The organism is Paenarthrobacter sp. NPDC057981, from assembly GCF_042886835.1.
Lineage (GTDB): Bacteria > Actinomycetota > Actinomycetes > Actinomycetales > Micrococcaceae > Arthrobacter.
In genome coordinates this window covers 1-26,398 of sequence record NZ_JBHVQI010000009.1, presented here as the reverse complement: position 1 = coordinate 26,398, position 26,398 = coordinate 1, and the positions used below count along the sequence as shown (strand labels likewise).

At 59.4% G+C, this 26,398-nt stretch carries 29 protein-coding genes and 1 pseudogene; 21 read left to right on the top strand and 9 right to left on the bottom strand.

The genetic code is table 11. From position 1 onward, the window contains the following. Positions 1 to 13: 13 nt before the first annotated feature. The 4 genes from ACFVSI_RS10485 to ACFVSI_RS10470 all read left to right on the top strand — a co-directional run bounded on the left by ACFVSI_RS10485 (position 14) and on the right by ACFVSI_RS10470 (position 3,960). A complete protein-coding gene (locus ACFVSI_RS10485) occupies positions 14 to 442 on the top strand; it encodes a DUF4913 domain-containing protein (RefSeq protein WP_387822861.1) in 429 nt (142 codons plus the stop codon). 76 nt (positions 443 to 518) lie between these two features. Further along, complete coding sequence (locus tag ACFVSI_RS10480; RefSeq protein ID WP_387822858.1) at positions 519 to 1,586, top strand: YhcG family protein; 1,068 nt, start codon at positions 519 to 521, stop codon at positions 1,584 to 1,586. A 343-nt stretch (positions 1,587 to 1,929) separates the two neighbouring features. After that, positions 1,930 to 2,682, top strand: coding sequence for a nuclease-related domain-containing protein (locus ACFVSI_RS10475; RefSeq protein WP_387823097.1), 753 nt, complete (start codon positions 1,930 to 1,932; stop codon positions 2,680 to 2,682). An 825-nt stretch (positions 2,683 to 3,507) separates the two neighbouring features. Continuing rightward, positions 3,508 to 3,960, top strand: a complete 453-nt coding sequence (locus tag ACFVSI_RS10470; RefSeq protein ID WP_387822855.1) for an HNH endonuclease — start codon at positions 3,508 to 3,510, stop codon at positions 3,958 to 3,960. Here ACFVSI_RS10470 and ACFVSI_RS10465 read toward each other — a convergent pair. Together ACFVSI_RS10465 and ACFVSI_RS10460 are read right to left on the bottom strand one after the other, a co-directional pair. After that, on the bottom strand, positions 3,928 to 4,383 hold the full coding sequence (locus tag ACFVSI_RS10465) for a GNAT family N-acetyltransferase (RefSeq protein ID WP_387822852.1): 456 nt from the start codon (positions 4,381 to 4,383) through the stop codon (positions 3,928 to 3,930). The two genes, ACFVSI_RS10470 and ACFVSI_RS10465, sit on opposite strands and share 33 nt — an antisense overlap. 330 nt (positions 4,384 to 4,713) lie before the next feature. Then, positions 4,714 to 5,400 (bottom strand): DUF6308 family protein, encoded by a 687-nt coding sequence (locus ACFVSI_RS10460; RefSeq protein WP_387822849.1) that lies wholly within the window; start codon positions 5,398 to 5,400, stop codon positions 4,714 to 4,716. Between the two features lie 106 nt (positions 5,401 to 5,506). On the opposite strand from ACFVSI_RS10460, the gene ACFVSI_RS10455 reads away from it, so the two are divergent. Then, a complete protein-coding gene (locus ACFVSI_RS10455) occupies positions 5,507 to 5,869 on the top strand; it encodes a hypothetical protein (protein WP_387822846.1) in 363 nt (120 codons plus the stop codon). 18 nt (positions 5,870 to 5,887) lie between these two features. On the opposite strand, the gene ACFVSI_RS10450 is transcribed toward ACFVSI_RS10455, so the two are convergent. Both ACFVSI_RS10450 and ACFVSI_RS10445 read right to left on the bottom strand, forming a co-directional pair. Then, on the bottom strand, positions 5,888 to 6,181 hold the full coding sequence (locus ACFVSI_RS10450) for a hypothetical protein (RefSeq protein ID WP_387822843.1): 294 nt from the start codon (positions 6,179 to 6,181) through the stop codon (positions 5,888 to 5,890). Beyond that, entirely contained in the window at positions 6,178 to 6,504 is a 327-nt protein-coding gene (locus tag ACFVSI_RS10445; RefSeq protein ID WP_387822840.1) for a hypothetical protein, read from the bottom strand. Before ACFVSI_RS10445 ends, ACFVSI_RS10450 begins: the two co-directional genes overlap by 4 nt. An 884-nt stretch (positions 6,505 to 7,388) precedes the next feature. Here ACFVSI_RS10445 and ACFVSI_RS10440 point away from each other — a divergent pair. The 14 genes from ACFVSI_RS10440 (at position 7,389) to ACFVSI_RS10375 (ending at position 20,048) form a co-directional block, all read left to right on the top strand. Further along, positions 7,389 to 8,471 carry an SDR family oxidoreductase gene (locus tag ACFVSI_RS10440; RefSeq protein WP_387822837.1) on the top strand — a complete coding sequence of 361 codons (1,083 nt, stop codon included), beginning with the start codon at positions 7,389 to 7,391 and terminating at the stop codon, positions 8,469 to 8,471. Positions 8,472 to 8,920: 449 nt separating this feature from the next. Beyond that, complete coding sequence (locus tag ACFVSI_RS10435; protein WP_387822834.1) at positions 8,921 to 9,709, top strand: SDR family NAD(P)-dependent oxidoreductase; 789 nt, start codon at positions 8,921 to 8,923, stop codon at positions 9,707 to 9,709. Between the two features lie 95 nt (positions 9,710 to 9,804). Then, positions 9,805 to 10,233 (top strand): nuclear transport factor 2 family protein, encoded by a 429-nt coding sequence (locus tag ACFVSI_RS10430; RefSeq protein ID WP_387822831.1) that lies wholly within the window; start codon positions 9,805 to 9,807, stop codon positions 10,231 to 10,233. 61 nt (positions 10,234 to 10,294) lie between these two features. Beyond that, positions 10,295 to 11,332, top strand: a complete 1,038-nt coding sequence (locus tag ACFVSI_RS10425) for a sugar ABC transporter substrate-binding protein (RefSeq protein WP_387822828.1) — start codon at positions 10,295 to 10,297, stop codon at positions 11,330 to 11,332. Between the two features lie 81 nt (positions 11,333 to 11,413). After that, the gene (locus ACFVSI_RS10420) at positions 11,414 to 12,949 is read left to right on the top strand and encodes a sugar ABC transporter ATP-binding protein (protein ID WP_387822825.1); all 1,536 of its coding nucleotides are present in this window, start codon (positions 11,414 to 11,416) and stop codon (positions 12,947 to 12,949) included. 3 nt (positions 12,950 to 12,952) lie between these two features. Beyond that, a complete protein-coding gene (locus ACFVSI_RS10415) occupies positions 12,953 to 13,987 on the top strand; it encodes an ABC transporter permease (protein WP_387822822.1) in 1,035 nt (344 codons plus the stop codon). A gap of 22 nt (positions 13,988 to 14,009) precedes the next feature. Continuing rightward, positions 14,010 to 14,417, top strand: coding sequence for a cupin domain-containing protein (locus tag ACFVSI_RS10410; RefSeq protein WP_387822819.1), 408 nt, complete (start codon positions 14,010 to 14,012; stop codon positions 14,415 to 14,417). Between the two features lie 23 nt (positions 14,418 to 14,440). After that, positions 14,441 to 14,737: a hypothetical protein gene (locus ACFVSI_RS10405; RefSeq protein WP_387822816.1), complete on the top strand. Its 297-nt coding sequence runs from the start codon at positions 14,441 to 14,443 to the stop codon at positions 14,735 to 14,737. Between the two features lie 2 nt (positions 14,738 to 14,739). Then, a complete protein-coding gene (locus ACFVSI_RS10400) occupies positions 14,740 to 15,519 on the top strand; it encodes an SDR family NAD(P)-dependent oxidoreductase (protein ID WP_387822813.1) in 780 nt (259 codons plus the stop codon). Positions 15,520 to 15,547: 28 nt separating this feature from the next. Next, a complete protein-coding gene (locus ACFVSI_RS10395; protein ID WP_387822810.1) occupies positions 15,548 to 16,333 on the top strand; it encodes an acetoin reductase in 786 nt (261 codons plus the stop codon). Positions 16,334 to 16,435: 102 nt separating this feature from the next. Then, on the top strand, positions 16,436 to 17,350 hold the full coding sequence (locus ACFVSI_RS10390; protein WP_387822807.1) for a dioxygenase: 915 nt from the start codon (positions 16,436 to 16,438) through the stop codon (positions 17,348 to 17,350). Next, positions 17,347 to 18,402, top strand: coding sequence for a maleylacetate reductase (locus ACFVSI_RS10385; RefSeq protein WP_387822805.1), 1,056 nt, complete (start codon positions 17,347 to 17,349; stop codon positions 18,400 to 18,402). Before ACFVSI_RS10390 ends, ACFVSI_RS10385 begins: the two co-directional genes overlap by 4 nt. A 506-nt stretch (positions 18,403 to 18,908) precedes the next feature. Next, positions 18,909 to 19,091 carry a hypothetical protein gene (locus tag ACFVSI_RS10380; protein ID WP_387822802.1) on the top strand — a complete coding sequence of 61 codons (183 nt, stop codon included), beginning with the start codon at positions 18,909 to 18,911 and terminating at the stop codon, positions 19,089 to 19,091. Positions 19,092 to 19,250: 159 nt separating this feature from the next. Continuing rightward, positions 19,251 to 20,048 (top strand): helix-turn-helix domain-containing protein, encoded by a 798-nt coding sequence (locus ACFVSI_RS10375; protein ID WP_387822799.1) that lies wholly within the window; start codon positions 19,251 to 19,253, stop codon positions 20,046 to 20,048. 199 nt (positions 20,049 to 20,247) lie between these two features. Here the strand turns inward: ACFVSI_RS10375 and ACFVSI_RS10370 are convergent, their stop codons facing one another. The 5 genes from ACFVSI_RS10370 to ACFVSI_RS10350 all read right to left on the bottom strand — a co-directional run bounded on the left by ACFVSI_RS10370 (position 20,248) and on the right by ACFVSI_RS10350 (position 25,328). Next, positions 20,248 to 20,955 (bottom strand): helix-turn-helix domain-containing protein, encoded by a 708-nt coding sequence (locus ACFVSI_RS10370; RefSeq protein WP_387822796.1) that lies wholly within the window; start codon positions 20,953 to 20,955, stop codon positions 20,248 to 20,250. Between the two features lie 96 nt (positions 20,956 to 21,051). Beyond that, a complete protein-coding gene (locus tag ACFVSI_RS10365; protein ID WP_387822794.1) occupies positions 21,052 to 21,957 on the bottom strand; it encodes a sugar phosphate isomerase/epimerase family protein in 906 nt (301 codons plus the stop codon). A 14-nt stretch (positions 21,958 to 21,971) separates the two neighbouring features. Next, a complete protein-coding gene (locus ACFVSI_RS10360; RefSeq protein ID WP_387822791.1) occupies positions 21,972 to 23,066 on the bottom strand; it encodes a zinc-binding dehydrogenase in 1,095 nt (364 codons plus the stop codon). Positions 23,067 to 23,171: 105 nt separating this feature from the next. Beyond that, positions 23,172 to 24,215, bottom strand: a complete 1,044-nt coding sequence (locus ACFVSI_RS10355; protein ID WP_387822788.1) for a sugar ABC transporter substrate-binding protein — start codon at positions 24,213 to 24,215, stop codon at positions 23,172 to 23,174. Positions 24,216 to 24,527: 312 nt separating this feature from the next. After that, entirely contained in the window at positions 24,528 to 25,328 is an 801-nt protein-coding gene (locus ACFVSI_RS10350; RefSeq protein ID WP_387822786.1) for an SDR family NAD(P)-dependent oxidoreductase, read from the bottom strand. A 419-nt stretch (positions 25,329 to 25,747) separates the two neighbouring features. Between ACFVSI_RS10350 and ACFVSI_RS10345 the strand changes: the two genes are divergently transcribed. Next, positions 25,748 to 26,143 carry a nuclear transport factor 2 family protein gene (locus tag ACFVSI_RS10345; RefSeq protein WP_387822784.1) on the top strand — a complete coding sequence of 132 codons (396 nt, stop codon included), beginning with the start codon at positions 25,748 to 25,750 and terminating at the stop codon, positions 26,141 to 26,143. A gap of 37 nt (positions 26,144 to 26,180) precedes the next feature. Next, a pseudogene (locus tag ACFVSI_RS10340) lies at positions 26,181 to 26,398 on the top strand (3-oxoadipyl-CoA thiolase); the annotation flags it as partial.

The following is a 26,398-nucleotide window of genomic DNA, read 5'->3' as shown; positions in this document are numbered from 1 at the left end:
AAGGGCGCCCCTCATGGCAACTGATTTTGACCTCTACGACACGGACACACCGGCCCCAGACACAGCCGACCAAGGAGCTGGGAAGGAGCCGGAACTCGTCTACGGCTCAGCGGAAGAATTCCTCCACGAGCAGCTGCTGCCCACCTACGTCCGCAACGTCACGGGCAAGACCGCCAAGTGGTGCATCGAGTGGTACTTCCACCCCGAGGCAATCTCACGTGTAGCGGCCCTCTGGCGGGCGTGGGAACACCTGCGACTGGACCCCGCAACCGGCATGAGCGTCTGGTGGCGCGACCACGCAGACCACCACATGAGAGTCCTCCTCGACCCGCATGGCCCCTTCTACAACTGCGACATGAAAGAACACCGCGACCCCGAACACCTCGAACCCCGCAAGGCGCCCCAGGGCTGGTTCCCCGACGTCAGAACCATCCAGCCCTAACTCAACCCCGGGGATGCGCTACGAACCCAAAGGTGCAACAAGCTGCTGCACAATTACCGATCGATAGAGTGGAGCCATGACCGACTCGCGCGCACTGTCCTTGCCCGAGGGCTACACCGACCTTCTCGCCACGCTCAAGGACCGCGTACGAGCAGCACGCATCACCGCCCTGCGAACCGTCAACACGCAACTCATCGAGCTGTATTGGTCCATCGGCAAGACAGTGCTGGAACGCCAACGGGTCGAACAATGGGGGAGCGGGGTCATGGGCCGTCTGGCCGATGACCTCCGGGCCGAGTTCCCTGACATGAAGGGCTTGTCACGACGGAACCTCTTCTACATGCGCGCGTTCGCGGCGGCCTGGCCGGAGACAATTGTGCAACAGCCTGTTGCACAATTGGCCTGGGGCCATATCACCGTCCTTCTGGACAAAACCACCACCGCCGAAGAGCGCAACTGGTATGCCGCCGCGGCCGTGGAATACGGGTGGTCGCGCAATGTCCTGCTGAACATGATGATGAACCGCTCGATGGAGCGTACCGGCACGGCCCCCTCGAACTTCACCCGCCAGCTCGCATCCCCGGACTCGGAGCTGGCCCAGCAGGTGGCCAAAGACCCCTACAACTTCGAATTCCTCGGGCTCTCCGGCGAAGTCGCAGAACGCGACCTCGAAAACGCCCTCACGAACAGGATCACCGAAACACTGCAAGAACTTGGCCCCGGGTTCTCCTTTGTCGGTCGCCAAGTCCACTTCGACGTCGACGGGGACGACTACTACATCGACCTGTTGTTCTTCCACATCGAACAGCTCCGGTACGTCGTTGTCGAACTCAAAACAGGCCGTTTCCGCCCGGCTTGGGCAGGGCAACTCAATTTCTACGTGGCCCTCGTTGACGACATGCTGCGCCGCGAGCATCACAACGAAACCATCGGCATCCTGATCTGCGGGACCAAGAACGAACGCAGCGTCCGGTACAGCCTCGGCCGCTCCACCTCCCCCATGGCAGTCGCCGCCTACACCTACGACAAACTCCCCGCAGCAGAACAACAAGCACTCCCCACCGAAGGACACCTCGTCGCAGCCCTCGACTGGGCCGAACAGGACGACGAGAGTATCGCCTATGAGGACGCGGGTAGTCAGTAATCCAAAGGGCCTTGGACCATTGCGCCAGACGGCGCAAGCGAAGCAATTTGTCGACACCTGCCTGGACAAGTAGGCGCCCGACTCGCGTGAGCTCATTGCCGGGGTGTGAAACAGCAGGGTATTGGGCCCCAGTGGTGGGTTGGGTTTGCGCAGCAGCTTGCTCGCAACCCCCGGCGCGGGATCAAAGAAGAACCTAACCACATTTGGGTCTGGTCTCGGCACAGCCGTTCTGTCATCATTTCGCTCAAGCATCTGTACGGCTTCATGGCAGGGGGCGAGTGTGGCGGAGACCGCAACCGGACGGGACCCGGACCCGACGCCGTCGAGGAGTCTGAAACAACGGATGCCAGGGCAGGGCGTAATCGAGCATCTGTTGGCGCTGCAGGGGCAACAGCGGCCCCGGCCGTTCATACACAGGATATTCGGGGTAGATCCGTTGGCGGCCGGGAGTCGCTCTTGGTACAAGGGCGCTCTCGGCGAAATCGCAATTGGACACCTCCTCAGTTGCCTCGGCCCGGACTGGACCGTGCTGCACGCAGTTCCCGTAGGTGCCAAAACCGCCGACATCGACCATGTCCTCATCGGGCCCTCGGGTGTCTTCACGATCAACACCAAGAACCACAGTGGCCAAAGTGTCTGGGTCGCAGGACACGTCATGATGGTCGCGGGCAAGAAACAACGCCACATCCAAAACGCCCGTTACGAAGCCACCCGAACAGCGGACCTGCTCGGACGTCAGGTACGCGCCGCGGTCCCAGTTACCGCCGTCATCGTCGTCCGGAACCCCAAAACCTTGAAAATAAAGGAACAACCCATCGGCGCAGTAGTCCTCACCGACCAGCAACTGAGCTTCTGGCTCAGCTCCCGCCCGGTCATCCTCAACTCCCGGCAGGTCCAACTACTCGTCACAGCCGCCGAAAAGCCAAGCACCTGGCATGGCAACCCACAACCACCCACAGACCAGGTCCTCTTGCGTGCCCGATTCTCGGCCCTCCAAAAGAGCATCAACCGGTCCCGGGTGATACGCGGGGCATGGGCGCTGGGTGTGCTACTCACACTGCCGATCCTGACGCTGGCAAGACTAAATGGGTACTAGGGATGGCTATCACGCGGCGTCCGCTGGCCTGCTGAAGCCCTGCTGGCCATCAGGGAAAGACATCATCTCCGCCGATAAGCACCCATATGTCGTCTTCGTGGAAAGAAGTCGGTGCTGGGCGAGGACGCAGGCGTCAGGACGCGGCTAAGCGCCCGTAAAGGGATCCCCTACCGGGCGCTGCACCCGACCTCGCTATCTTTCATGGCTAGTGTTTCGGGACGCTGCGGTTAGCACGGGCGGGTCCTCGGCAGGCTCTTTATATCAAGTGATTTCAGATTCAGGCGATGACGGTCTAACCTGCCTCATGACCGTCTGGATCATTGCCTCGAATTACGCCACCCTAAGAAGCGAGGGTGCTTTCCGAGACCTCGATGACGTGAACTGGAGCGAGACGAGATCGGCACACATCGCCCTTGGCGATGTCGTCTACCTCTACATCACGGAGCCGGTTTCGGCGATCGGCATCAAGTGTTCCGTGACGGCAGTCGGCCTTCCGGAGCCGGATATCGACGACCGGGGCTACTGGGTAGACGAGAAGGCCGTGATGAATCGCATGAAGCGCCGCAGCTGGATGCGGCTTAGGCGAATAGCGGTGTTCAGCGACGAACAGCGTGCCCAGCTGACAGGCCGGGTGCTTGAATCACACGGTCTGCATGGAGCACGCGTGCAAGGCCGACGCCGCGCAACAAGTGAGCTCCTCACGTATATCGAATCAGTAGAGCAAGGGGAAGTGCCACAGGCGATGACGCCCTCGCCGAGGCGGCCGAGTCCGAGCCGAATGAAGTCGCACGCTTTGCGGGGCAGATCACCCGAGGCGATTATGCCGTGCACGACCAGATCGTGTCCGCCAAGACTCGTGGCAGTGCGCAACGAGCGTTCGCTCAAGCGCTCAAGAGCAACTACAACTGGCGCTGCGCAATCACGGGCATCTCGAAGCCAGACTTCTTAGTCGCATCGCACATCGTGCCCTGGAGCAAGGCGCCAGGCATCAGGCTCGACCCGAGAAATGGGATATGCCTTTCAACCTTCGTGGACCGCGCGTTCGACACGGGATATCTCCGGGTCGGACCAGATTACGTTGTTCGGATCGACTGGGTGAAAGTAGGCGATGATGGGGTCGCTAAAGGGTGCACTCCAGCCCTTCGATGGCGTGCTTTTGGCGATGCCATCGCGCGACGTCCCAGAGCCGGACTACCTCCGGCGACGCCTTGCCAGCGAATTCACCGCGAACCGTTAGCCGATCGCCTACCGGGAGGCCTCGAAAAGGATGAGCTCTGACTGACCGTCGTCACCGGTTACTCCTCGAATCTCCGAGAATCGTGCGATCGGCCGGAAGTTGAGAGCCTCATGCATCCTGATGGATGCCGTGTTGTGTTCGTTTGTGAAATAGTACGCAGTCGAATCCCGGGACCAGATCCATTCCAATCTCGCCCGGGTTAGTGCAAAACCGATTCCTTGCCGGCGGAACGCCGGAGCGACTTCCACGCCGCCGAGATAGTGGCCCGCTGGAGCGTTGTCTTCGGGAGTCGGGTGGAAATGCGTCTTGGCCACGCCGACTACTTCGTCCTGTGTGATAGCCACCAGAACGACGCGGTCGCTCCTAGGAGCGATCATCTCGCTGGTCCAGCGAGTTCGTCCACTGGCATCGCAGACCGCATTCACATGTCCCAGGTCATCCATGGTGGCGTCACGAACCTGCATAGGCACAGCGTACCGGGAAGGGCTGAACCGCTCCGTCGTTCCCGTCCGTAAGCCGGTCCTCCGCCGGCCGCGTCCAGGCCCACTCGGCGCGCGGCAACACTTTCTTCGTTTCAGGGTTCCCTAATCCCGTAATTCCCGCCCGCAAAACAGCCGGGTGAAGGTGCCCTGAACGCTGCATGTCCGCCCTGCATGTGCTGAATTTGGATTGAGAGGCTGCGCGGACCCCTGGGTATCCTCATGCGCTTTCCCAAGTAGCCGCCCTTTTGAATTGAGGGTGTGAGATTTGAGGACACTCGCGATCATTGCGAAGCTTTCATGGATGGATTCTTTTCACTTTCGGCCTGACCCGCGGCGTACACCAAGCCCTTGGTCTTTCCCGTACCGCCACAGGACCACGTCCATGATCCGCAGCTCGGACAATGGCAGCTCTACTTCTGATAGCCGGTGAATCTCTGCCAGGCGCTCGGGCAGACCGGTGCCGTCGGTCAGGAGCCGGTGCCAGTTCATCCACTGGTCTCTAGAACTGCGCTTGCCGATGACCTGGCCGATGACTTCATCCCAGATGGGAATCAGATGGGGGCGCTTCCTGGCCATGATCTTGCTTGCGGTCGTGGCGCCTATTCCCCAGCGGTTGTCCTTCGTGCTGCGCAGCTCGTCCCAGAGCAGGGCCGCGGGGCCAAGGTCAGTGAGCAGCGATGCGGCGTTCTGGCGGCTGAGGCTGCTGAGCGCGATGCCGGTAGGGATCTGTTTCAGCAGACCTGTAATACGCGCTGCTGTATGTGGCTCAGCGAGTCGCACCATGGCTTTCGCCGGGACGGTGACGCTAAGCATTGACACAGCCACGGCATCGCTGTCCGTGATGACGTCTCTGTTTGCGGTGTCTCCACGGCCTGCCCATTCATCGAAGTAGCTTCCAGTGCTGAGAAGCCCCTTCTTGTCGGTGTCGCGATAGTAGCGACGGAGTAGCTTGGCCGCCGCTTTCACGTTCTGATCGCTCAGGATCTCGGGTAGTTCCACGGTGCCCCCTCGGATTTCCACAGGCGTACTACTGACGTACGCTGCGTCAGCCTCTCACAACTTTGCCCGGGATCAGGCAACGGCATGCAGTGCTTAGAGTGTCAGCATGGAACCTGAGTTTGATGCCTGCGACATGCAGATGACCACGAGCGAGGCCGCGGCTTATCTGAGCGGCCCAGTGGGTTTCGAGCTGAGCGCGAAGTTCCTCCGTGGCTTGCGATACGTGAGCCGCGGTCCGGTAGTCGAGAAGCGCGGCTCCCGCCTGGTCTACCGGAAGTCCACCTTGGACGCTTTTCTCCGCGAGAACGGTTCTGACCCCACGGACTGGTACGCGGGAATGTGGCGAGAAGTCGCCGGCCAGCTGCGCGCCATAGCCCACTCAACAGGCGACGACGGCTTCAACCCGCTGATCGACACACTGGAGAAACGCGACGCGCGGGACGACTGGGACGCCGACGACGCGAAGTAGGACGACTGGCACCCCTTCTCAGGCCTGCAACGGCTCGTCGCAGGCCTTGCAGGCTTTCCGGGTTCCAACGCTGGTCTCTTCGACGACCAGCAGCCTTTTGGGGTTCTCATCCCAGACATTGCCTACTGAGTTGCACCATGCCGGGTGATAAACCTTTCCTGTGCTGACTGCATACACCTGGCCCCGGCCTACCTTGGGCGATCCGTCGCTGCGGCGTGATGCAGGCTCGACGGCACGCAGTTCCCCTAGATCTTTGGCTTCCTGCTTGGCCTTGGACGCCGCCTGCCACGCTCGACGCTGGCGCGGCGTCATACTGGAGCCTCAGCTTCTGAGTGGGTAGCAACGTCAATGAGAGTGCCATCCGTATCCGTGATCGTGGCTATGCCTTGCTTGAGTGCGGCCTTAGAACACTTTTTGCAGCCGCTCAGGAGGAACCAACTGCGGGCAACACCGCCTGTCTTTTGACCGCACAGCGTCGTGAACAGCGCCGACTTCAAAGCAAGGTGGGTTGAGGTGCCACCGGCCGTGTTGACCACCATGATGTCCTGGGTGCGCTTCCAATCCGGGCCGTATGCTTCATTGGCGAGGATGTCTGGCACGCTGTTGCGGATAATGCCCTGTTCGGGTTCAGACATAAGGCTATTTTATGTGCGTCCTCTTTGCCGCAGTGGGATCACAGCGCCACTCCGTCAGAACCACACAAACTAGTCATGCGGAAGCAATCTCGCCTTAACTGACAGCGGCCTCCCCTCGCTAAGGTGCGTCTCTTTGATGAGTGCTGTCACGGCGCGTATGGTCGCGGGGTCGTCCTGGCAGCGGCCCTCTCCCGGCAGCAGGCATGAAAGGACTTTACTTAAGTCTCCGTCCAATCAAAGGATCCTTTGATTAGACGGCCTGAGGCGGACCCAGTGGGCGACGGGAATCCCTGCTGGGCAGAAGCGGCACGGTCTCAAAAATGCGTCTATCTCGATGTCCTCAGCTACAACGGTTTCCGACCCTTGTTGAGACTGGCTGAGCAGGGGTTAGTAGCTGAGCGGGCCCAAATGGGCTTACTGGCCGGTCACGGAGCTGCTCTTTGCGGAGGTGGCCGATGCGGTCTCCCGGTTGTACCGAGTGCACTGCTTCGCTGGGCTGCGGCGTCCGCGTTACCGCGTGCGAGGATACGGACCAGTTCTCCGTGGTGGTCGATGGTTAGCCGCCGAATAACGTGCTGAACTTTCGGTACATCACTCTGTGGATCCCTCCTGCCGGCTGTTTGGGGCTGAGTACGAGCCTCTTCCGCAGAGGCAGCCCCGCTGAACAACCAGGCGAAGACTTACTGGCAAGGTAGCGGTGCCTGCGCGGAGCGTGCTACAGACGCCTCGGCAGCATCTTCCGAACCCTTGCGGACCGTTGACACTTAAGTCATGGCCAACGTAGATTCACATGTCAAGTAATGCTAGACGGCCGATAAGGCCGGAGGCTGGTCCCTGCGGGCTTCGAAAGCAAACCAGCTGTCATCCCACAGGAGGAGTCTCAGATGTCCATTGTCCAGCATCGGCCGTCCCGGAGGGCACTGGTTGTTGGAGCGACCGGGATCGCAGGATCGGCAATAGTTGAGCAACTCACCGAAGGCGACTGGGAGGTTGTAACCTTGTCGCGCACGCCCGTTGAGAGAGCCGGCGTCCGCCATGTATCTGCTGATTTGCAGTCTCTGGACAGCTTGACGGAGGCCCTTCGGAACGAAGAGATCACGCACGTTTTTTTCACTGCCTGGATACGCAGAGAAACGGAAAACGAAAACATCGACGTCAACTCGGCCTTGCTCCGGAACCTTCTGTCTGCAGTGGAATCCTCACCCGTTCAGCATGTCGCCCTACTGACTGGCCTGAAGCAGTACCTCGGGCCCTTTGAATCCTTTGGCAAAGGCAGTATGCCTGACACGCCGTTTCACGAGGAAGAACCGCGGCTGGACAGGCCAAATTTCTATTACGCACAAGAAGACGTGCTGTGGGAGGCCGCAGCGAGGCGGGGCTTTACATGGTCTGTTCACCGTTCCCACACGATTATTGGGCACGCGGTAGGAAACGCCATGAATATGGCTCTGACACTCGCCGCACAGGCGACGATTTGTCGGGAGCTTGGCCGGCCGTTCGTCTTCCCCGGCTCTGCAACTCAGTGGAACAGCCTTGTCGACATGACGGACAGCGAGGTGTTGGCGGAGCAGATGATTTGGGCCTCTACTACGGAGGGCGTAGGCAACGAGGCCTACAACATTGTCAACGGTGATGTCTTCCGCTGGCGCTGGATGTGGCCCCGCTTGGCAGGGTACTTCGGCGTTGAGGCCGAAGGATTCAGCGATTCTCCTCGCCCGCTAGAAGACCAAATGAAGGGAATGGAGGAGGTCTGGGAAGGCATCGCGGCGAAATACGGGCTTGCAGAACCGGACCTCAGCCGGGTGGCATCCTGGTGGCATTCCGACAGTGACCTGGGCCGGGACATTGAGGTTGTCGCAGACATGAGTAAGTGCCGGCTCGCTGGTTTTACAGGCTACCGAAGAACCCTCGATTCCTTTATTCGGCTGTTCGACAGGTACAAGGCCGACAACATCATTCCTCAGTAAGGCTGAGAAGCCGCAGGGGCGCACCACACTGGCAGGGGAGGGTGCGCCCCATACCTACGGTAAAAATTTCAATGTCCTCTCCGCTGTGCTGGGATGACCCCGGCGCCCAAGGCGTCACAGAAAAGTCCACGTGGACCACCCGGATCGGGGGAAATGCGAATACCCACATCCTTGCTCCGATCTATAGCGTGATCAGAGTCGTGTCCCTCTCCAGTGGACAGGCGTTTTGCGGGTCCGGCGAAGGGTACTAGGGGGTCTAGGCCCTAAGGAACGTAGGGTTTTCACACAAGTGTGAGTTGGACCATCTACCTACTTGACGTAGACCACAACGAGAGTGTCTACTATTACTGAACGGTTCGTAACGCAGCAGTGTACAAAAAGGTTCACGAGAGCGAACGACCGTGCAGGTTCGTAAGGATGCGGGCCATGCAATAAGGAGATTCAGCGATGTGCAGGAGCTACGCCTGTTCAACACCGCACTCCGGAACAACGGATGCGAAGATTGGGAGGCTGACATGAGGCTGCAAGGCAAAGTTGCCATCATCACCGGCGGTGCGCGCGGAATTGGCCGCGCTTCAGCCGAACTGTTTGCTGAAGAAGGCGCTCAGGTCGTTGTTGCAGACCTCAGCCTTGGAGAAGACTTTGCCAGCGACCGCGTTGCGTTCAAAGAACTGGACGTAACGGATGAACAGTCTTGGAAGCGCGTTGCTGAAGAGACCGTGAGTGAGTTCGGACGGATCAACGTCCTGATGAACAATGCGGGCATGGTGGGCTCCTACGAGCCAATCGATTCCATCTCTATCGAGGACTGGAACCGAGTGGTGGCAGTGAACCAGACAGGCCCGTTCCTCGGTATCCGCACTGTCGTTCCCTACATGCGTTCCAACGGTGGCGGTTCGATCATCAACGTTTCCTCCATCTGGGGAATCGCGGGGGCAGCAGGCGTCGCGGCCTACACGGCCAGCAAAGGCGCCGTCCGGCTCATGAGCAAGAACGCAGCATTGACGTATGTTGGCGACGGCATCCGTGTCAACTCTCTGCACCCGGGCATCATCGAAACCCCCATGATCGCTGCCCAGGACGTAGACGTCACTGCCGGTGTTGTCGAAGCAACCCCGATGAAACGACTGGGCAAGGCCCGTGAGCTCGCATACGGAGCTCTCTTCCTCGCCAGCGACGAATCCAGCTACATGACTGGCGCGGAGCTCGTCATCGACGGCGGCTATACCGCCCCGTAATCTGGCGGCTCTTTCAGGAAACACCCTTCCTCTCACCGCACACACCCAAGATCTACCTCCCGACGTTTGTCGTGGAATCACAACAGGGACACACCATGGAACTTCGCTCTTCACACGCTCCGCCAGGAGATACAACGCCCCACACAGAAATTGAAGCCCTGGAGCACGAGAGATTCGACGCCATCGTCGAAGGTGACTTGGAGAAGTTCGCCAGTCTCTGTCACGAACGACTCGTCTATACCCATTCTGACGGGTCCCGAGACACGTTGGATTCCTACCTCGGCAAAGTTCGCCGAGGAGTCTACAACTACAGCCGGATCTCCCACCCGGTGGATCAGATCATTGTCATCGGGGATGTAGCCCTCGTAGTAGGCCGGATGACCGCCGATCTAACTATCAATGGGACCCCGAAAAGACTGGACAATACCTCCCTTGCCGTCTGGGTTCGGGAAGCAGACCAGTGGAAGTTCCTCGCATATCAACCAACGCCTGCACCAACCGTGATTCCCCAGCAGAGCAGCTGAGCGAAAAGCAGCGTCCCCAACACCAATATTTCCAACACCGTTCTACAAAGGAGTAAGACCAGTGAAAAAGACCCCTTACACCGCGGCCGCCGTACTGGCTGTTTCCGTTGCAGTGGCACTGACCGGATGCAATCGTGGCGACACGGCAGGTGCTGATGCGGGGGCAACCAACGTGGGTTTCTCTGCAGGCTTCTTGGACTCCCCGTTCAACTCCGGCCTTGTTAACGCTGTTATCAAGGAAGCCAACACCTCTGGTAGTGGCCTGAGCATGATGCCGGCAACAGACGCCCAGAGCGACCCCGCCAAGCAAGTTACTGACGTCAATACATTGCTGTCCCAGGGCGCCAAGGGCATCGTGATGTTCCCGACTGATAGCGACGCCATCGTTCCGGCCATCGAGGCAGCCAATGCCCAGAATGTGCCCGTGATCACGACCGACGTCGCCGCGAACGGCGGCAAGGTTTACATGAACATCCGCGCCAACAACGTCGATATGGGTGTAAAGGTCTGCGAGCAGCTGGGCAAGCTGACCGGCGGCAAGGGCCGGATCCTTGAGATCCATGGCGACCTCGGGACGAGCTCCGGGTACGACCGGAACAAGGGCTTCAACGAGTGCATCAAGGAGAAGTTCCCCGGCATTGAGGTCGTCTCCAAGGACGCTAAGTGGAAGACCGACCAGGCGGTGAACGTCGCCCAGACCCAGCTCACCACCAGCTCCTACGACGGCATCTTCCTCGCCAGTGACTCCGTCATGCTCAATGGTGTCCAGTCAGTGATGAAGGACAACGGCAAGTTGTTCAAGGCTGGCGAAGCAGGACACGTCCCGCTGGTCACCATCGACGGAACCGCTGGTTCACTCCAAGCCGTGCGTGATGGATACGTTGACGCCGTGATCTCCCAGCCTGTCGACCTCTACGGCAAGTACGCCGTTTCCTACCTCAAGGACGCCTTGGCAGGCAAGCAATACAAGACCGGCCCCACCGATCACAACAGCGAGATCGTCGACTACAAGGGCAATCTCGCCGACATGCTGCCGGCCACTGTTGTCACCAAGGAAAACGTTGACGCCACGTCACTGTGGGGCAACGCAAAGAAGTAGCCAGACTTTCTGGGCAACAACAACTAGACGAACAGGAGGTGGGCACGAACCATGCGGACTTTGTCAGAAGGAACTGAACCATTGCAACGCGAACGCGACGCCACCATCGACATCCGAGGACTCGTCAAGAGCTTCGGCCCTACACGAGCCCTCCGCGGTGTTGACCTTCTGGTCTCCCGCGGGGAGTGCCACGCACTTCTGGGCCGCAACGGTGCGGGAAAATCAACCCTCATCGCGATCCTTACCGGCCTGGAGAAGGCAGACGAAGGCAGCATCCAAATCTCGGGCGGCGAAGAAGTCGAATCAGCCCCCGATCAGGAACTGATCGCCTGCGTCTACCAAAAGAGCACGCTCGTGCCCGACCTCACTGTCGCCGAAAACATCACACTCGGTGCATACCCCCGCACCAAATTCGGCCTCGTCGACTGGAAGCAAATCAACAGCAAAGCCCTTGAGCTGCTGGAAGAGTGGGGCCACGGCGCCTTGGCCGAACGCTTGGTCGCCGATCTCGAGCCCATCGAGCGGAAGATTGTCGAGGTCTGTCGAGCCCTCTCGCGCGGGCCGCGAATTCTGTTGCTCGATGAGCCCACCGCAGGCCTGGACGGAGGCGGCGTTGAAGAGCTCTTCCACCAGATCAGGAAACTCAAGAGCAGTGGTGTCACGATCATCTACGTCTCACACCACCTCGAGGAGATCTTTGAGATCTGCGACCACGTAACGATCCTGCGCGATGGCAGCGACGTGCTCAGCAAGCCCGTACCGGACATGACCATGGACGAACTGATCCAGACCATGACCGGAAGCCAAGGAACCCCGAAGACCGAGCGGCAAGCCGAGACGCCATACGAGCTGACCGGAGACATTCAGCTAGCCATCGAGGATCTGCACGTAACGGACCGCGTCCGCGGCTTCAACGTACAGATCCAGGCCGGGGAGTGCATCGGTCTGACCGGTCTGGACGGTGCCGGCCATGTCCAGATCGGTCAGGCGATCGCAGGGCAGCTGACACCCAGCAAGGGCAAGATCGTCCACCGCTCGACCGAACTTCCGGCAGGTCACGCCCTCGCAGCCATCAAAGCAGGAATTGGTTTCGTGCCAGAGGACCGGCACGTCAACGGTTACGTTCCGGAGATGTCCATCGAAGAAAACGCCACCTTGACGATTCTTCACCGGATCCGGAACCGCTTCGGGCTGGTCGATGAAAAATCACGCAGGACCACCTTTGAGAAGCTCTCCAGCACCTGGTCGATTGTCTGCAGCGGACCCACCCAGAACGTGGAGGAACTCTCGGGCGGCAACCAGCAGAAAGTGGTGCTGGCCCGGGCCCTGGCTTCGGACCCGGACACCGTGGTCGTGATCAACCCGACAGCAGGCGTTGATATCGCGGCCAAGGAATCGATCTATCAAACCCTCGCCGGCCTCACGCGGCAAGGAAAGTCCGTCATCGTCATCTCTTCCGATGACGATGACCTCAGGATCTGCGACCGCGTCTTCGCCATGTACAAGGGCCGGCAGGCAGCGGAGTTCAAGCGCGGATTCGCCGAAGACGAGCTCATCAAGAGTGTGCAGAGTGGGGAATCAGCTTCCTCCACCAATTCCCCCGAAATACAGGAGTAACCCATGTCCACCACCACTTTGGCGAGCCGTCCGGCAGCCAGTGCGCCCTCGAAGTGGCAGCAGATGAAGCAGTCCAGCGTCATGCGCGAATTCGCGCTGATTCCTGCCATCATTGCCGTGCTCATCGTCGGCTACATCCTCTCGCCCCAGTTCCTGACCGTGAACAACCTAGTCAATAACGTGCTTGTGACCTCAGCGGTCCTGGGCGTCGTCGTTGTAGCCGAAAGCATTATCCTCATTTCGGGGTACTTCGACCTTTCGCTCGAATCAATCGTCGGCTTCGCTCCCATGCTCGCGGCTTGGCTGATCATCCCGGACGCGCTGGGCGGTGGAGGCCTGGAATGGCCTCCTGCCCTGGCTATCGCCATCGGCTTCGTGGTCGCCATTGTTGTCGGGCTCGTCAACGGCTTCCTCGTCGCTAAGCTGAAGCTGAACGCCTTCATCGTCACTCTGGCCATGCTGATCCTGCTGCGCGGCTTCACCATGGGCCTCTCGGGCGGCCAAACCCTCAGCGCCCTGCCGCCGGCCATGCGCTTCCTCGGAACCACGAGCATCTTCGGTGTCTCTATCCAGGTTTGGCTTTTCATCCTCATTTTCGCTGTCGCCTGGCTTTTCATGCGCAGTCACCCGGTAGGAAGGAAGCTCTACGCCATGGGCGGCAACGAGGCCGCAGCGGAAGCCGCAGGTATCAAGACGAAACGCCTGACCATCTCTGTGTTCGTCGCTGGTGCGATCATTGCCGCCTTCGCCGGATTCATGATGACGGCACGTATCGCCTCGGCCACCTCCAACCAGGGTGATGGCCTGATCTTCACGGTGTTCGCAGCAGCAGTTATCGGCGGCATCAGCCTCAACGGCGGCAAGGGCTCGATGATCGGGGCCTTCCTCGGCGTCGTGATGCTCAGCCTCATCGAGAACATCCTCACCCTCTCCCGGGTTCCCAGCTACTGGGTCCAGGCGACCTACGGCGCCATCATCATGATCGCGTTGCTCGTCAACCACTTCACCGGAACGCGGGACACCCGCCGCGCGGTATAACCCCTACGAAAGGACCATAACCTTGAGTACTCCACTGGTACTGTCTGACACTGGCGCCCCCAGCGCCCTGCACGGCCTCCACGGCGGACGCGGCGTCGACCACTGGAAGCGCTTCGTCACCGGCCTGATGCTTCACGCGGACTGGGACTCCTTCGAGCACAACCGCCTCGAAGTCGGCGGCCTGATCGGCGAGCACATCCACACCCGCACCGAAGAAATCTACTTCGTCGTCAGCGGCAAGGGCTGGATGAAACTGGATGACGAAGAGCGCGAGGTGGGCCCGGGCGACCTCATCATGACCCCGCTCAACAGCCGGCACTCCATCGAGAACACCGGCGACGTGGACCTGGAATTCATCGTCGTTGAAGCCTTGCCGCCCTCCATAGTCGAGCGCCTCCCCGGATACCGCCCGACCGAAGTCGGCGCGTAAGCGACGCTGAAAGGAAACACCTGATGTCCAAGAAATTCGTAAACCTCTTCAACGAACCAAGCAACATCACCGAAGTGATGGAAGGACCCTGGAACGACATCCGGGTGGAAAAAGTCGCCGCAGGCGAGGCGCTGGAACTCGAATCCGTATCGGTCGAACATGCCTGCTTCGTCATCGCCGGCACCGGCACCATCCACAACGGAGACGGCGCGACCTTCCCGGTCAAGGCACAGGGGGCCTTCGCCATCCCCTCCGGCGGCCGCGTGCGCCTCGAAGCAGCTGACGAGCTGTCAGTACTGCACATCGAAATGAGCCTGTAGGCGTGAGCACCACAACATCCGGACCCCGGCTGGCAGGGAAAGTCGCGGTCGTGACCGGCGGCGCCGACGGCATCGGCCGCGGCATCACTGAAATGCTCGCCAAGCACGGGGCCAGGGTAGCCGTGTTCGACATACGCGGGGAAGCAGCAGCTGCAACGGCCGCCGAGCTCGCGAAGCAAGGCCTCGACGTGATAGCGCAGACAGTCGACGTCACGAACGAGGAATCGGTGGCCACCGCCATGGAGGCAGTCTGGAACAAGTGGGGGGCGTTGCATGTCCTGGTGAACAATGCCGGCGTCTCCGGCCCACCGCAGGCGACGGATGAGGTCGATCTCGCCGAATGGCAGTCCATGTTCGCCGTCAACGTTCAAGGACCCTTCCTGTGCACCAAGCACGCTGTCCCCTACCAACGCCGGACACCCGGTGGGAAGAGCATCGTGAACATCTCATCCATCTACGGGTTGATCGGCAACGCTGACGCCCCCAGCTACCACGCAGCCAAAGGTGCAGTCCGCCTCATGGCCAAGACCGATGCCGTCACCTACGCACCAGAAGGTATCAGGGTCAACGCGGTATGCCCCGGAAGCATCATGACCGAGTTCAATCTCCGCAAGGCCGACGAGATCCCGGGCTATCTGGACGACATGATTGCCCTTCACCCCGTCGGGCATATCGGAGAACCTGAAGACATCGCCTATGGGGTGCTGTACCTGGCATCAGATGAGTCCCGCTTCGTCACAGGCACAGAACTCGTCATCGACGGCGGATACACCGCCCAATAACTGTTTCCACTGCTTCAAAGGAGAACTCGTGAGCACCCCACTCGCAGGCAAAGTCGCCATCATTACCGGCGCAGGCCAAGGCATTGGCAGGGCCATCGCCCTGCGTCTTGCCAAAGACGGAGCCGACATCGCCATCCTCGACCTCAACATCGAGAAAGCCCAGATGGTCATCGCCGAAATTGAGACCATGGGTCGGCGCGGCTACGCTACATCGACGGACGTTAGCGACCGTGATTCCCTGCACGCTGCCGTTGAACGTGCCGAGAAGGAGCTGAACGGCTTCGATATCATGATCAACAATGCCGGCATCGCCCAAGTACTGCCCTTGCTTGACGTCAAACCTGCCGACTTCGAAAAGATCAACAACATCAACATCGGCGGTGTGCTCTGGGGTATTCAGGCCGCAGCTGCTAGTTTCATCAAGCGCGGCGTCAAGGGCAAGATCATTAACGCTGCTTCGATTTCGGCCCACAAAGGCCAGCCGATATTCGGGGTCTACTCGGCCACCAAGTTCGCAGTCCGCGGCCTCACGCAGGCCGCCGCTCAGGAATATGCCCGTTACGGAATTACCGTCAACGCATACTCTCCAGGGACTGTGGGCACGGAGATGTGGGAGCAGATCGACCGCATCATGGCCGAACGCGACGGGGTTGCCATCGGGGATTCCTTTAAGAACCAAGCCAGCGGTATCGCACTTGGCCGGCCTTCGACGCCCGAAGACGTTGCAGGTTTCGTCGCCTACCTTGCCGGACCGGATTCGGACTACATGACGGGCCAGTCGCCACTGATTGATGGCGGGATGCTCTTCATCTAACGCCCGTGCCGGGACCGGTAAAAGCCCACCGGCCCCGGCACGTTTCATGGCCCCAAGGGGCCGGAATACCACAAGAACACCGATACAGGGAGAACGTCCACAATGAGCACGGACCTAGGACCCGAGACACTCACCGCGGCGGTCATCGACAGCTTCAAGAACACCCCGGACGACCGGCTAAAAGAGATCTTGGAGAGTCTGACCCGCAACCTGCACACGTTCGTCCGTGAGGTCAGCCCCAGCATCGAAGAATGGGAAGCTGCAATCGACTTCCTGACCGCCACTGGACAGAAATGCGACGACGTTCGCCAGGAATTCATCCTGCTCTCGGATGTCCTGGGCGTTTCCATGATGGTCGAAACCATCAACGACGCTGAAACCCCTGACGCCACAGACTCAACTGTGCTCGGTCCCTTCCACATGGTCGAGTCCCCGGCACGGGCTCTCGGCGACAACGTCTCACCCGAAAGCGAAGGCGACATCTGCGTCGTGCGGGGAAAGATCGTCTCAGTCTCAGGAGAGCCCATCCCTGGGGCCCAGATCGATGTCTGGCAGGCAAACACCAAGGGCTTCTACGATGTCCAGCAGCCCGGCATCCAAAGCATCGGCAACGGCCGCGGTCTGCTGCACGCCGACGAGAACGGCGAATTCCACTTCCGCAGCGTCGTTCCTGCCTACTATCCCATCCCGACCGATGGCCCCGTGGGTAGCTTGCTGAACGCGACCGCACGTCACCCTTACAGGCCAGCGCACATCCACTTCATCGTTACTGCGCCAGGGTTCAAGGAATTGACCACCCACATCTTTGTCGGTGGCAGCGAGTACATCGACTCGGACGCCGTGTTCGCAGTCAAGGAAAGCCTCGTTAAGCCGTTCACAGTTAACTCAGATCCTGCGGCCGCCACCGGCTTCGGCGTCGGCTCACCCTTCGTTGAAGGGGTCATTGACATCGTGTTGCACCCCGAAGCGCAGCCCCTCAGCACTACCACCGAAAAGACCAAGGAGATCGTTCGATGAAGGACTTCCAGTACCAGGCCCTCCCGATGCGCGTAGCTTTCGGCGCAGGATCACTCAAGACTCTCGCTGATGAGGTCAAGGAACTCGGCCTCAGCCGGGTGCTGGTCCTCTCAACCCCTTTCCAGGAGGACCTGGCCAAGGAAGTATCGGATCAGCTCGGTGATCTAAGCGCCGGAGTGCACGCCGAAGCCGAGATGCATGTGCCGATCGAATCGGCCCATCGTGCCCGCGAGGTAGCAAAGGCCTCGGGAGCCGACGGATATGTTGCCGTTGGGGGAGGATCTACCACCGGACTCGGCAAAGCCATCGCCTTGGAATTCGGCGCACCCATCATTGCAGTACCAACTACCTATGCTGGATCTGAAATGACCCCGATCTGGGGCCTGACAGCCGATGGTGAGAAGAAGACCGGCCGAGACCCCAAGGTTCTGCCCACCAGTGTCATCTATGACCCGGAACTGACCTTGACACTCCCCGTCGGTATGTCGGTTACCAGCGGCTTCAATGCCATCGCCCACGCCGTCGAGGCGCTGTACGCTCCCGACGGATCACCGATCATCTCGCTCATGGCCGAAGAGGGAACACGTTCGCTGGTCAATGCCTTGCCCTTGATCGTGAAGGACCCGACTGCGACAGATGCCCGCTCGGAAGCCCTATACGGTGCCTGGCTCTGTGGCGCGACCTTGGGTGCGACAACTATGTCACTGCACCACAAGCTCTGCCACACCCTTGGCGGCACCTTTAACCTTCCCCATGCCGAGACCCACACAGTGGTTCTGCCCTATGCCTTGGATTACAACGCTGCCGACGCTCCAGAAGCCGTCGAAGCGCTTCGCCGCGCCACCGGCGCCGAAAATCCTGCCGCTTACCTGCGCAAACTGAGCCTGGAACTCGGTGCACCGTCTTCCCTGCGGGAACTCGGCCTGACTGATGGCGATGTCGAAACCGTCGTGGAGATGGCCACGCGCAATCCTTACTCCAACCCCCGCCCCGTCACCGCCGAGGGAATCCGGACTCTCGTCGCCGCGGCCCTCAACGGCCACGACATCTAGCTCGTGTCCAGAGCGGCATTCAGGGTGGAGAGTGGACCAAGACCTCTGAAACTACTGCCTCTGTGACACGAAAACCCCGCAGCCCGTCATGCAGGCTCGGGTAGCTAAGGGTCAGGCGGCCGGCGACTCCTTCCCGGCCGTCTGACCCTCCAAGCCCGCGAAACTAGGCTCCGCTGCCAGGCATCTGAGCACGGAAGACACGGACCAGAGGAACCACCAGACAAGAGAGGGAGAGCTCTGAACACCAACCGCGAACTCGCACAAAACTGGACCCATCTTCTTCCTGGCGACAGGGTCACCGTCGTGCTCCCGGACAGCCGGGAGTTCCTGGCCACAGTTGACAACAAGACGGAGAACTCGCATATCGTTTGGGTCATACCCGACGGGGATATGCGGCGCGCCTATAGCCATAGAGAAGGCGTCCTCATGATGCGCCTTTAGGGCATCTTCCACTTCACTGTGACCACGCGAGCTTAGGTAACTCCCCGTAAAACCCTAGGAGAAGAATGAAAACGCTAGGTGGGCTCCTCCTCGGACTCATTGACGCCAGCGGCGAGGCATCCGGTGGGTTTCCCTCTTTCCGTTCGGGCCAAGGGAAGTTCCCTCGCGGCGAGCTGAAATCCTTCCCTTGGGAGGGTTGGTGGTATGGAGAGGACCGGGACATCAGCCCGAGCCAGGGTGTAAAGTAAAAGACAGGAACGTAAAGTAATCAAGAACACTCACTTGGGCTTTCGAACCTAAAGTCTACAATCCGCCGCGACATTGCGGCATTTAACGTGGGTGGTGCGTCGAAGAAGCTAAAGTGGTGTATGTGCCCACTGTACACTGACGAGAGTCCCCCCGGCGCGGTGGACATCCTCCTGCTCGATGCCACAAACAGACCGCCGGAAAGGTCCAAAATGAGTATTCAGGACACTGCACCCGTCACTGAAGAGGGCCGTGCCCAACTTGGCAGCCAACTTCGTACTGCCAGAACCAAAGCCAAGATTTCCTTGAGGGAACTCGCCCGCAGAGTTGGCATCTCCGCCAGCTTCATGTCGCAAGTGGAGCTCGGCCGGGCTGTACCCTCAATCGGAACGCTGTACACCATCGTTTCAGAGCTGGGATTATCACTCGATTCACTGATGAGTGGGGAGCACCCAACCCCTCAACCTGCCGACATGGTTCCAACGGTTCAGGGCAGCGGGTTGCCCAGCGTTCAGGCCTTCGCTCCCCTAGTGGGCGGCGCGCTAACCGGCATCCAGCGGGCAACTGACCGCCCGGAGATCAACATGAGTGGAGTCCGCTGGGAGCGCCTGACCGAACGTGCAGATCCGTTGGTCGAATTCCTCCGGGTTACCTACACTCCTGGAAGTGAATCCTGTGCTGCTGATGCCCTAATGCGGCACAGCGGTTGGGAGTACTTCCACATTCTTACAGGCCAACTCAACGTCCAAGTCGGCTTCGAGAAGCATGTACTTTACCCCGGTGACAGCATGAATTTTGACTCGAATGTTCCGCACCGCCTGAGTAACACTTCCTCTGAAGATTGCGTCGCGATCTGGGCAGTTGTTGGTCGCCAAGGTTTCGCTCATCCGCTGGATCTAGCCAGGGCAACCGGATCGTCGGGCGAGGATACGGCCGTCGTCGAACACCTTCCTTCGTAGTCCTGGCCCCGTCTAAGGCAGGCGGCCCGTCAGCATGAAACCTTAGATAGTCCCTGCGTCTGGCCTTATCGAGCTACCCATTTTCCGCGTGTTTGCTGCCGCGTGCCGCGGCGGACCTTTCGATCTCCCTGGGCGGGTTGATCACCGAGTTGTCTGTTCGTAGAGGTCAATCGAGTAGTCTTGTCGGTTCGGGAAGGCTTTAGCTATGTCGACCAATGACAATCCAAATTACGCTGCAGTCTTCTGGGAACGGGTTGCTTAGCCGGTGAGGTACAGCAGAGCTGAAATTAATGCTGTCGCCGGCGGAGACGACTCCCGTTGTTGCCCCAGCCTCGACCCACAGCGTTCCCTTGAGCACGTGGAAGTACTCGTGGCCGTCCTGACGTGTCATTTCATTGGGCGGGCAGGACTGGGTGCCACTCTTGTAGGTGACCTGAACCAGCTCTAGGTTGGGATCATTCTCGGCTGTCAGCCGTTCCCAAAGGACCCCATCGACCCGGAGCTTAGGCCGGTCCTTGGCTTCGAGCAGACCAGGTAGCTTTACTTCTGGCCCAGACTGACCGCGAAGTGGACGAGGTCCATCAAACGAAACATGATCTTGGCTTGTCGGCCCCCGGGGATCCGATTCAATCCTGTTGGCTTTTGAGGCCGGGGACGGGAGACTCAGTGCCGCGCCGTCACGTAGCACATCGTCGAGAGACAGATCCAACTCTGATACCAGAGCGTACAAAGTGCCTACGGAAGGCGACGTGCGTCCCCGCTCCACCTGAGAAATCAGGCTGGCGGACACATTCACACGACGGGCAAGTTCCCGAAGCGAAAGTTTGGCCCTTTGGCGTGCTTCACGAAGACGCATGCCAAGTTGCATTGCAACATCCGATCGTGCCTCAGGTGCAAGTGCGCTCATGTGGCTTCTCTTCTTGTGCTCGGTGGTCTGCGCGCCGCCTCAGCTTGTTGGGGACAGCGCGCAGACCAGGCTCAGCCGATGGGACTTATCGGAAGGTCAGACTTCGATAAGTTGTGAAGCGGCCTCGAGGGTCGCGGCGGCTGTGTCGTGCGCTCGAGCCAGAGCTTGATCCAGAGGAAGCAGTCGGTGGGATTCAGAGAGTATTTCTACCCCCCAATGTCCACGCCATCCGGCCTCGTACATGGCCTTTACAAACTTGGCGGTATCCAGATCGCCTTCCCCAGGGTAGAGACGTTCATTGATGGTGTCTTCCCAAAGGGAACCCCTGACATCTCTATGAGCATCATCAATCTCAACGATGAAGACCTTGTCCATGGGAAGAATTCTGGCCAAGTCGTCGTAGCTCGTGCCCCCACGGCTGGTGTGCCAGGTGTCCACTGTGAGCCCACCAAACTGGTTATTAACTTCCTGGATGAATTTGGCACCAATTTCAATGGTCTTGAGGTTATTCATCGGCATTGGTTCCAGAGCCACCCGTGTGCCCACTTCCCCGGCCTGGGTGGCGAGGCGATCGAACTCCTCATGGAATGCAGTTTCATCCACGGCTGCCGGTTCGCCCTCAAGGGCAAGCTCTGCTCCAATCTTGAGAGTCTTTACACCGAGGATCTCCGCTGCGTTCAAAAGGATCGCACGCCAACGGTCTGACTCAGCGCGCTCCGGTCCGGTCTTCCACCAGTCCGCAAGGAATTCGAGCTCAATGTTCTTGATGCCGTTGTCGTCCAGAAGTTGACGAAGACCCTTGAGACCAATGGTTGCCTCTATTTCTGGCAAGTCAGCATGGATGAAGCCGACTCCTGTCCACCCCGCCTTTGCGGCTGCTTCAATTCGAGTACGTACGTCGATGGGGCTGGTTTCGTCCCCCCGAAGAGGCGCCGCGTTACCGGCCCACGTCCAGCAAGAAGCGAGCAGGTCCCGGTTTTCGATGATTGTTGTAGCGTTCACTTTGGTCCTTTGTTCTAGCTTGAAGGCTGGCTTACGCCAATGGTCAAAGGTTCGTCCGGGGCAAGCATGACCTTTGTTTCATTGGTCGAATCTTGTGCCCTCTGAAGCGCTTCGTCTCCCCGCGAGAACGGAATGACGCTGGAGACAATCGCACCCAAGTCGAGGCGTGTTCTTTCTATGTAGCGGATTGCGGCCGGCCAGACTGAGACGGGGGCCCCCGTCGAGCTCGTAATTGAGAGGTTTCGGGCCTGGATGAGCCCTAGCCGGGCTGGCACGAATTGCGGAGTGGACACTCCCATCAGCAACACACGTCCGTCATGGTCGGCGCTTTCCAGGGCCGCGGCCTGCGCGGCAGAGTTGCCGGATGCTTCAACGACTACATCGGCAAGCTGCCTTCCGATGGCTTGCTCCGCTGCCGCTGTCGTGTCGGGGCGCTCCAAAGGATTCACGGCCGCCGCAGCACCGAGCTTAATTGCTGTCTTACGCCGGATTGGACTCGGGTCAAACGCGACTACTTCAGCTCCTGCGGAAACTGCTTGAACGACTGCGCTCAGTCCTATTGCTCCGAGGCCATGCACATGCACTGTATCCGACGCCGCAATGCCACCAATTTTCCTCAACCCATTCAGCACACAGGCGAAAGGCTCTATAACGGCCGCCGTAAGCATTTCTACGGTTTCCGGGACGTGGAAGCACATCTCCGCCGGTACGGTGAAGAGCTCTGCCGCCGCTCCGTCGTGAGTGACTCCAAACCAGTCGTTGCCGCCCAGATGACCATGGCCGAGGACGCGATCGCCAGGTTTGAATCCTTTGACTTCGTCGCCGGTTTCCACGACGTAGCCAGACCACTCGTGGCCCATGACGTGAGGGTAAATGACTCTAAACGACTCGGGCAGTGTGCCGTGAAGGATCTCGATATCAGTCCCGCATACACCGACGTAGGCGGGTCGGATGAGGAGCTGGCCGGTCATGGGGGCCGGCACGGTGGTTGTTTCGGGTTCGACCTTAATGGCTCCCTTGGACGTCTTAGAGACCAGGACTGCATGGACGGTTTTGGCGGACGTCGAAGCGGGTCCCCGCGGAACTTGGTCGTGGAGCGTCTCAGACACGGTTCGGTCCTTCTATGATTTGCAGCATCCGGGCACAGTGGGTCGTCCGGTTAGGGAATCGCCGACGTTCTTCCGGGCCGGGATTGAGTCGAGAGAGAATGACGGTCATTTGTTGCCCCACAGATTGCGATCGTCGACGTTGTCTTTGGTGATGACGGGGGAGGGAAGCATGTCGGCGAGGTTGCCCTTGTAGTCGACGATCTGGCTGCCGTGGTCAGAAGGGCCAACCTTGTATTCCTTGCCGGCGATCGCATCCTTGAGGTACTGGACTCCGTACTTGCCGTAGAGGTCAACCGGTTGGGATATGACGGCGTCGACGTGGCCGGAGCGAATAGCGTCCAGGGAACCCTTCGATCCATCGATGGTCACCAGCGGCAGATGGCCGGGCTGCCCCGCAGGAGCCCACTTGCCTTGGTTTTCCAATACTGTCTGCACACCATTGAGCATCACGGAATCACTTGCCAGGAATACAGCATCGATCTTGGTGGTGCTGAGGACGGCTTGCGCGTTCTCCACCGCCTTGGCGGTATCCCAATTCGTGTCTTTCCGGATAACCTCGACCCCAGGGTACTTCGCGGTCATGCAGTCCGTGAATCCTTTGTTTCTGTCAAAGCCGGACGTTGTTGACAGAGCACCGTGCAGCTCCAGGACGGTACCTTTTCCTCCCACAAGTTTGCCGATTTGCTCGCAAACGCTTGTCCCCATCGCCACGTTGTCGGCCCGGACATTCATGTAAATCTTGCCGCCATTGGCGGCAGTATCTACGGTTACGACCGGGATATTTGCCGTGTTGGCAGCCTCGATGGCCGGGATGATTGCATCACTGTCCCTGGGAATCGTCACCAGGCCCTTGATGCCTTGGGAGATCAAAGTGTTAACGTCTGTCACTTGCTTGCCAGGATCCCCGGCCGCGTTGGACGCAGGCAACATGTTGAGTCCAGAGGCGTTGGCTTCGTCTACCACCGAAGCAACAAGCCCTGCTGTGAACGGGTTATCAAGGACACCTGCAGAGAATCCGACGGTGGGGCTGTTGGTGTTGCTGGTTGGCCCTGCAGAACATGCGGAGAGCGCTAACATCGCTCCCGCGATTACAACAGTGCCAATGTGTTTCCCTAGCTGAAGTGCGGAGGCACCTTTGCGATCCTGCATCTTTGCTCCTTGCTAAGTCCTGAAGTGAAAGCTGTGGATGATTGCCATGAGATCGCTGTCTAATGCCCTCAGGAAATGAGGTGCCGGCGACTCAGAGCAGGGTTAGCTTTGCAGTCGACATTGCCGCCGCTAACCATCCTCACCGTAAAGTGATACATCCCACACCGTCAAGTAATACAGCACACAGTCCGCGGGGCGTATTTGCCTTACCGCCATTAGGCCGAGCTAGGCCAAAAGGAAACGAGAACCGTTTGTTCGGACTGGACTAACTGTCGCCAGTTGATGCGTGAGAGTCCACGCCGAGCGCGGTCGCTAAATCAACCCCCGGATACTCCCGCCGTCCACACCCCAGACTGCGCCCGTGACGAAGCTGGTGACTTGGCTGCAAAGAATAACGATGATGCGCGCTACTTCCTCCGGAGTTCCCAGGCGTTCCAACGGGAGTTGGCGCAGCTTCATCTCGTGTTCGACGGCGGCCTGAGGGTCCATGCCGTGCACAGAAGCCAGAGTGTCTGCGAAACCGCCAGGCTTGGTCCAGAAGGGAGTCCAAATCGGCCCCGGCGCCACTGCATTAACCCGGATTCTTGGGCCCTCCGCGCGGGCAATTGATTTCGTGAGAGCCAGGACGGCAGCTTTGCTGGCTGCATAGTCCACGGGCTGGGCTTCCGGCTGCCTGGCCAAATCCGAGGCATTGTTGACAATGCAGGGGGTGTCAGATTCCCTGAGGGCGGGCAAGGCAGCCCGAATAGTACGCACGTAGCTCATGAAGTTCACCTCCATGGTCTTTGTCCAGTCCTCGTCCGTGATGTCTTCGAAAGAACGAACAGCCCCAGAGCCTACGTTGTTAATCAGTATGTCCAAGCCTTCAAGCTGGCTGATCGCGCCCTCCACAGTCTGACGAGTGGCTGCACCATCGCAGAAGTCCACGACAGACGGAACTATTTGACCGGCATGATCACGCGCCAGTTCCTGAAGCTCGAACAGTGCAGCCTCATCGATATCCAGCGCTGCTACAGTCACACCCTCAGCAGTCAAAAGCAGGGAAGTGGCGCGTCCGATGCCGGTGCCTGCTCCTGTGACGATGGCCTTCTTGTGGGCTAGATCAAGATCCATGAACATACCTTTCATTTGCTCGGCCTCATTGCCGACCTTTCCATGGTCTGCAAACGTGCAACTGGGAGGTTATACCCTCACCCGCAGTCCAGTCTGCTCAACCCTAACCTCTACGCGAACACGGAAATACACTGCCATCGTCAAGTGGAGAAGGACATCTTTTCGCGCCAGTGGGCCGTTTCAAGTCACTGCCTGACGTCGCAAGGCTTCCATGCGCACAAAACAGAGGGCGGAGTCCATCTGTTCGTAAAGTAATAGTTGACGCGCCCCATAGATGTCAACTAACTTGAATGAGATATGCGAGAAGGCCCAGCCGCATCTACGCACCTATCGGACCGAGAACGACAAGGAAGTCGACTTCGCTCCAAGTTGTGCCAGGGTAACTCCCCGTCAAACACCTCAAGCAAGGAGAGCGCTCTGTGGACAACGCGACCGCTGCCGAAAAGAACATGATCGAAGCACTGGAAGCGCAGCGCTATCAATCCATCGTGGACGGGGACTACGACACGTTCGAAGGCCTCTGCCATCAGAATTTGGTCTACACGCACTCCCGCGGTGACAGGGACACCCTCCAGAGCTACCTGAACAAACTCCGCAAAGGCTTCTACAAGTATCACCGTATCGACCACCCCATCGACGACATTCTTCTGGTCGGGGACACCGCACTTGTCCTAGGGCAGATGAACGCTGACCTCACGGTCAATGGAACCGAAAAAACGCTGGCCAACAATGCGCTCTCGGTCTGGGTCAAAACCGGCGAAACCTGGAAATTCCTGGCCTATCAGCCAACACCCCGCCCACCCGCAGCAGCTTAGGTCATAGCAAACTCCACGATTGAACGAAGGAAATTTTATGAACCAGGCATTTGTGTACGACGCCGTGCGCACGCCGTTTGGTAAGTTCGGCTCCGGGCTTGCTGCCGTCCGACCCGATGACCTCGCGGCCCATGTTGTGCGCGAGTCCGTTCGCCGGGCTCCCGGCTTGGACGTTGAGCGGATCGACGAGGTGGTGTTCGGCAACGCGAACGGCGCCGGCGAGGAGAACCGCAACGTTGCCCGCATGGCGACGCT

Coding starts and splice junctions, on each gene's coding strand:
- ACFVSI_RS10485 (WP_387822861.1), top strand. CDS start 14: ATGGCAACTGATTTTGACCTCTACGACACGGACACACCGGCCCCAGAC.
- ACFVSI_RS10480 (WP_387822858.1), top strand. CDS start 519: ATGACCGACTCGCGCGCACTGTCCTTGCCCGAGGGCTACACCGACCTT.
- ACFVSI_RS10475 (WP_387823097.1), top strand. CDS start 1,930: ATGCCAGGGCAGGGCGTAATCGAGCATCTGTTGGCGCTGCAGGGGCAA.
- ACFVSI_RS10465 (WP_387822852.1), bottom strand. CDS start 4,383: ATGCAGGTTCGTGACGCCACCATGGATGACCTGGGACATGTGAATGCG.
- ACFVSI_RS10455 (WP_387822846.1), top strand. CDS start 5,507: ATGGAACCTGAGTTTGATGCCTGCGACATGCAGATGACCACGAGCGAG.
- ACFVSI_RS10450 (WP_387822843.1), bottom strand. CDS start 6,181: ATGACGCCGCGCCAGCGTCGAGCGTGGCAGGCGGCGTCCAAGGCCAAG.
- ACFVSI_RS10445 (WP_387822840.1), bottom strand. CDS start 6,504: ATGTCTGAACCCGAACAGGGCATTATCCGCAACAGCGTGCCAGACATC.
- ACFVSI_RS10440 (WP_387822837.1), top strand. CDS start 7,389: ATGTCCATTGTCCAGCATCGGCCGTCCCGGAGGGCACTGGTTGTTGGA.
- ACFVSI_RS10430 (WP_387822831.1), top strand. CDS start 9,805: ATGGAACTTCGCTCTTCACACGCTCCGCCAGGAGATACAACGCCCCAC.
- ACFVSI_RS10415 (WP_387822822.1), top strand. CDS start 12,953: ATGTCCACCACCACTTTGGCGAGCCGTCCGGCAGCCAGTGCGCCCTCG.
- ACFVSI_RS10405 (WP_387822816.1), top strand. CDS start 14,441: ATGTCCAAGAAATTCGTAAACCTCTTCAACGAACCAAGCAACATCACC.
- ACFVSI_RS10390 (WP_387822807.1), top strand. CDS start 16,436: ATGAGCACGGACCTAGGACCCGAGACACTCACCGCGGCGGTCATCGAC.
- ACFVSI_RS10385 (WP_387822805.1), top strand. CDS start 17,347: ATGAAGGACTTCCAGTACCAGGCCCTCCCGATGCGCGTAGCTTTCGGC.
- ACFVSI_RS10380 (WP_387822802.1), top strand. CDS start 18,909: ATGAAAACGCTAGGTGGGCTCCTCCTCGGACTCATTGACGCCAGCGGC.
- ACFVSI_RS10370 (WP_387822796.1), bottom strand. CDS start 20,955: ATGAGCGCACTTGCACCTGAGGCACGATCGGATGTTGCAATGCAACTT.
- ACFVSI_RS10355 (WP_387822788.1), bottom strand. CDS start 24,215: ATGCAGGATCGCAAAGGTGCCTCCGCACTTCAGCTAGGGAAACACATT.
- ACFVSI_RS10350 (WP_387822786.1), bottom strand. CDS start 25,328: ATGGATCTTGATCTAGCCCACAAGAAGGCCATCGTCACAGGAGCAGGC.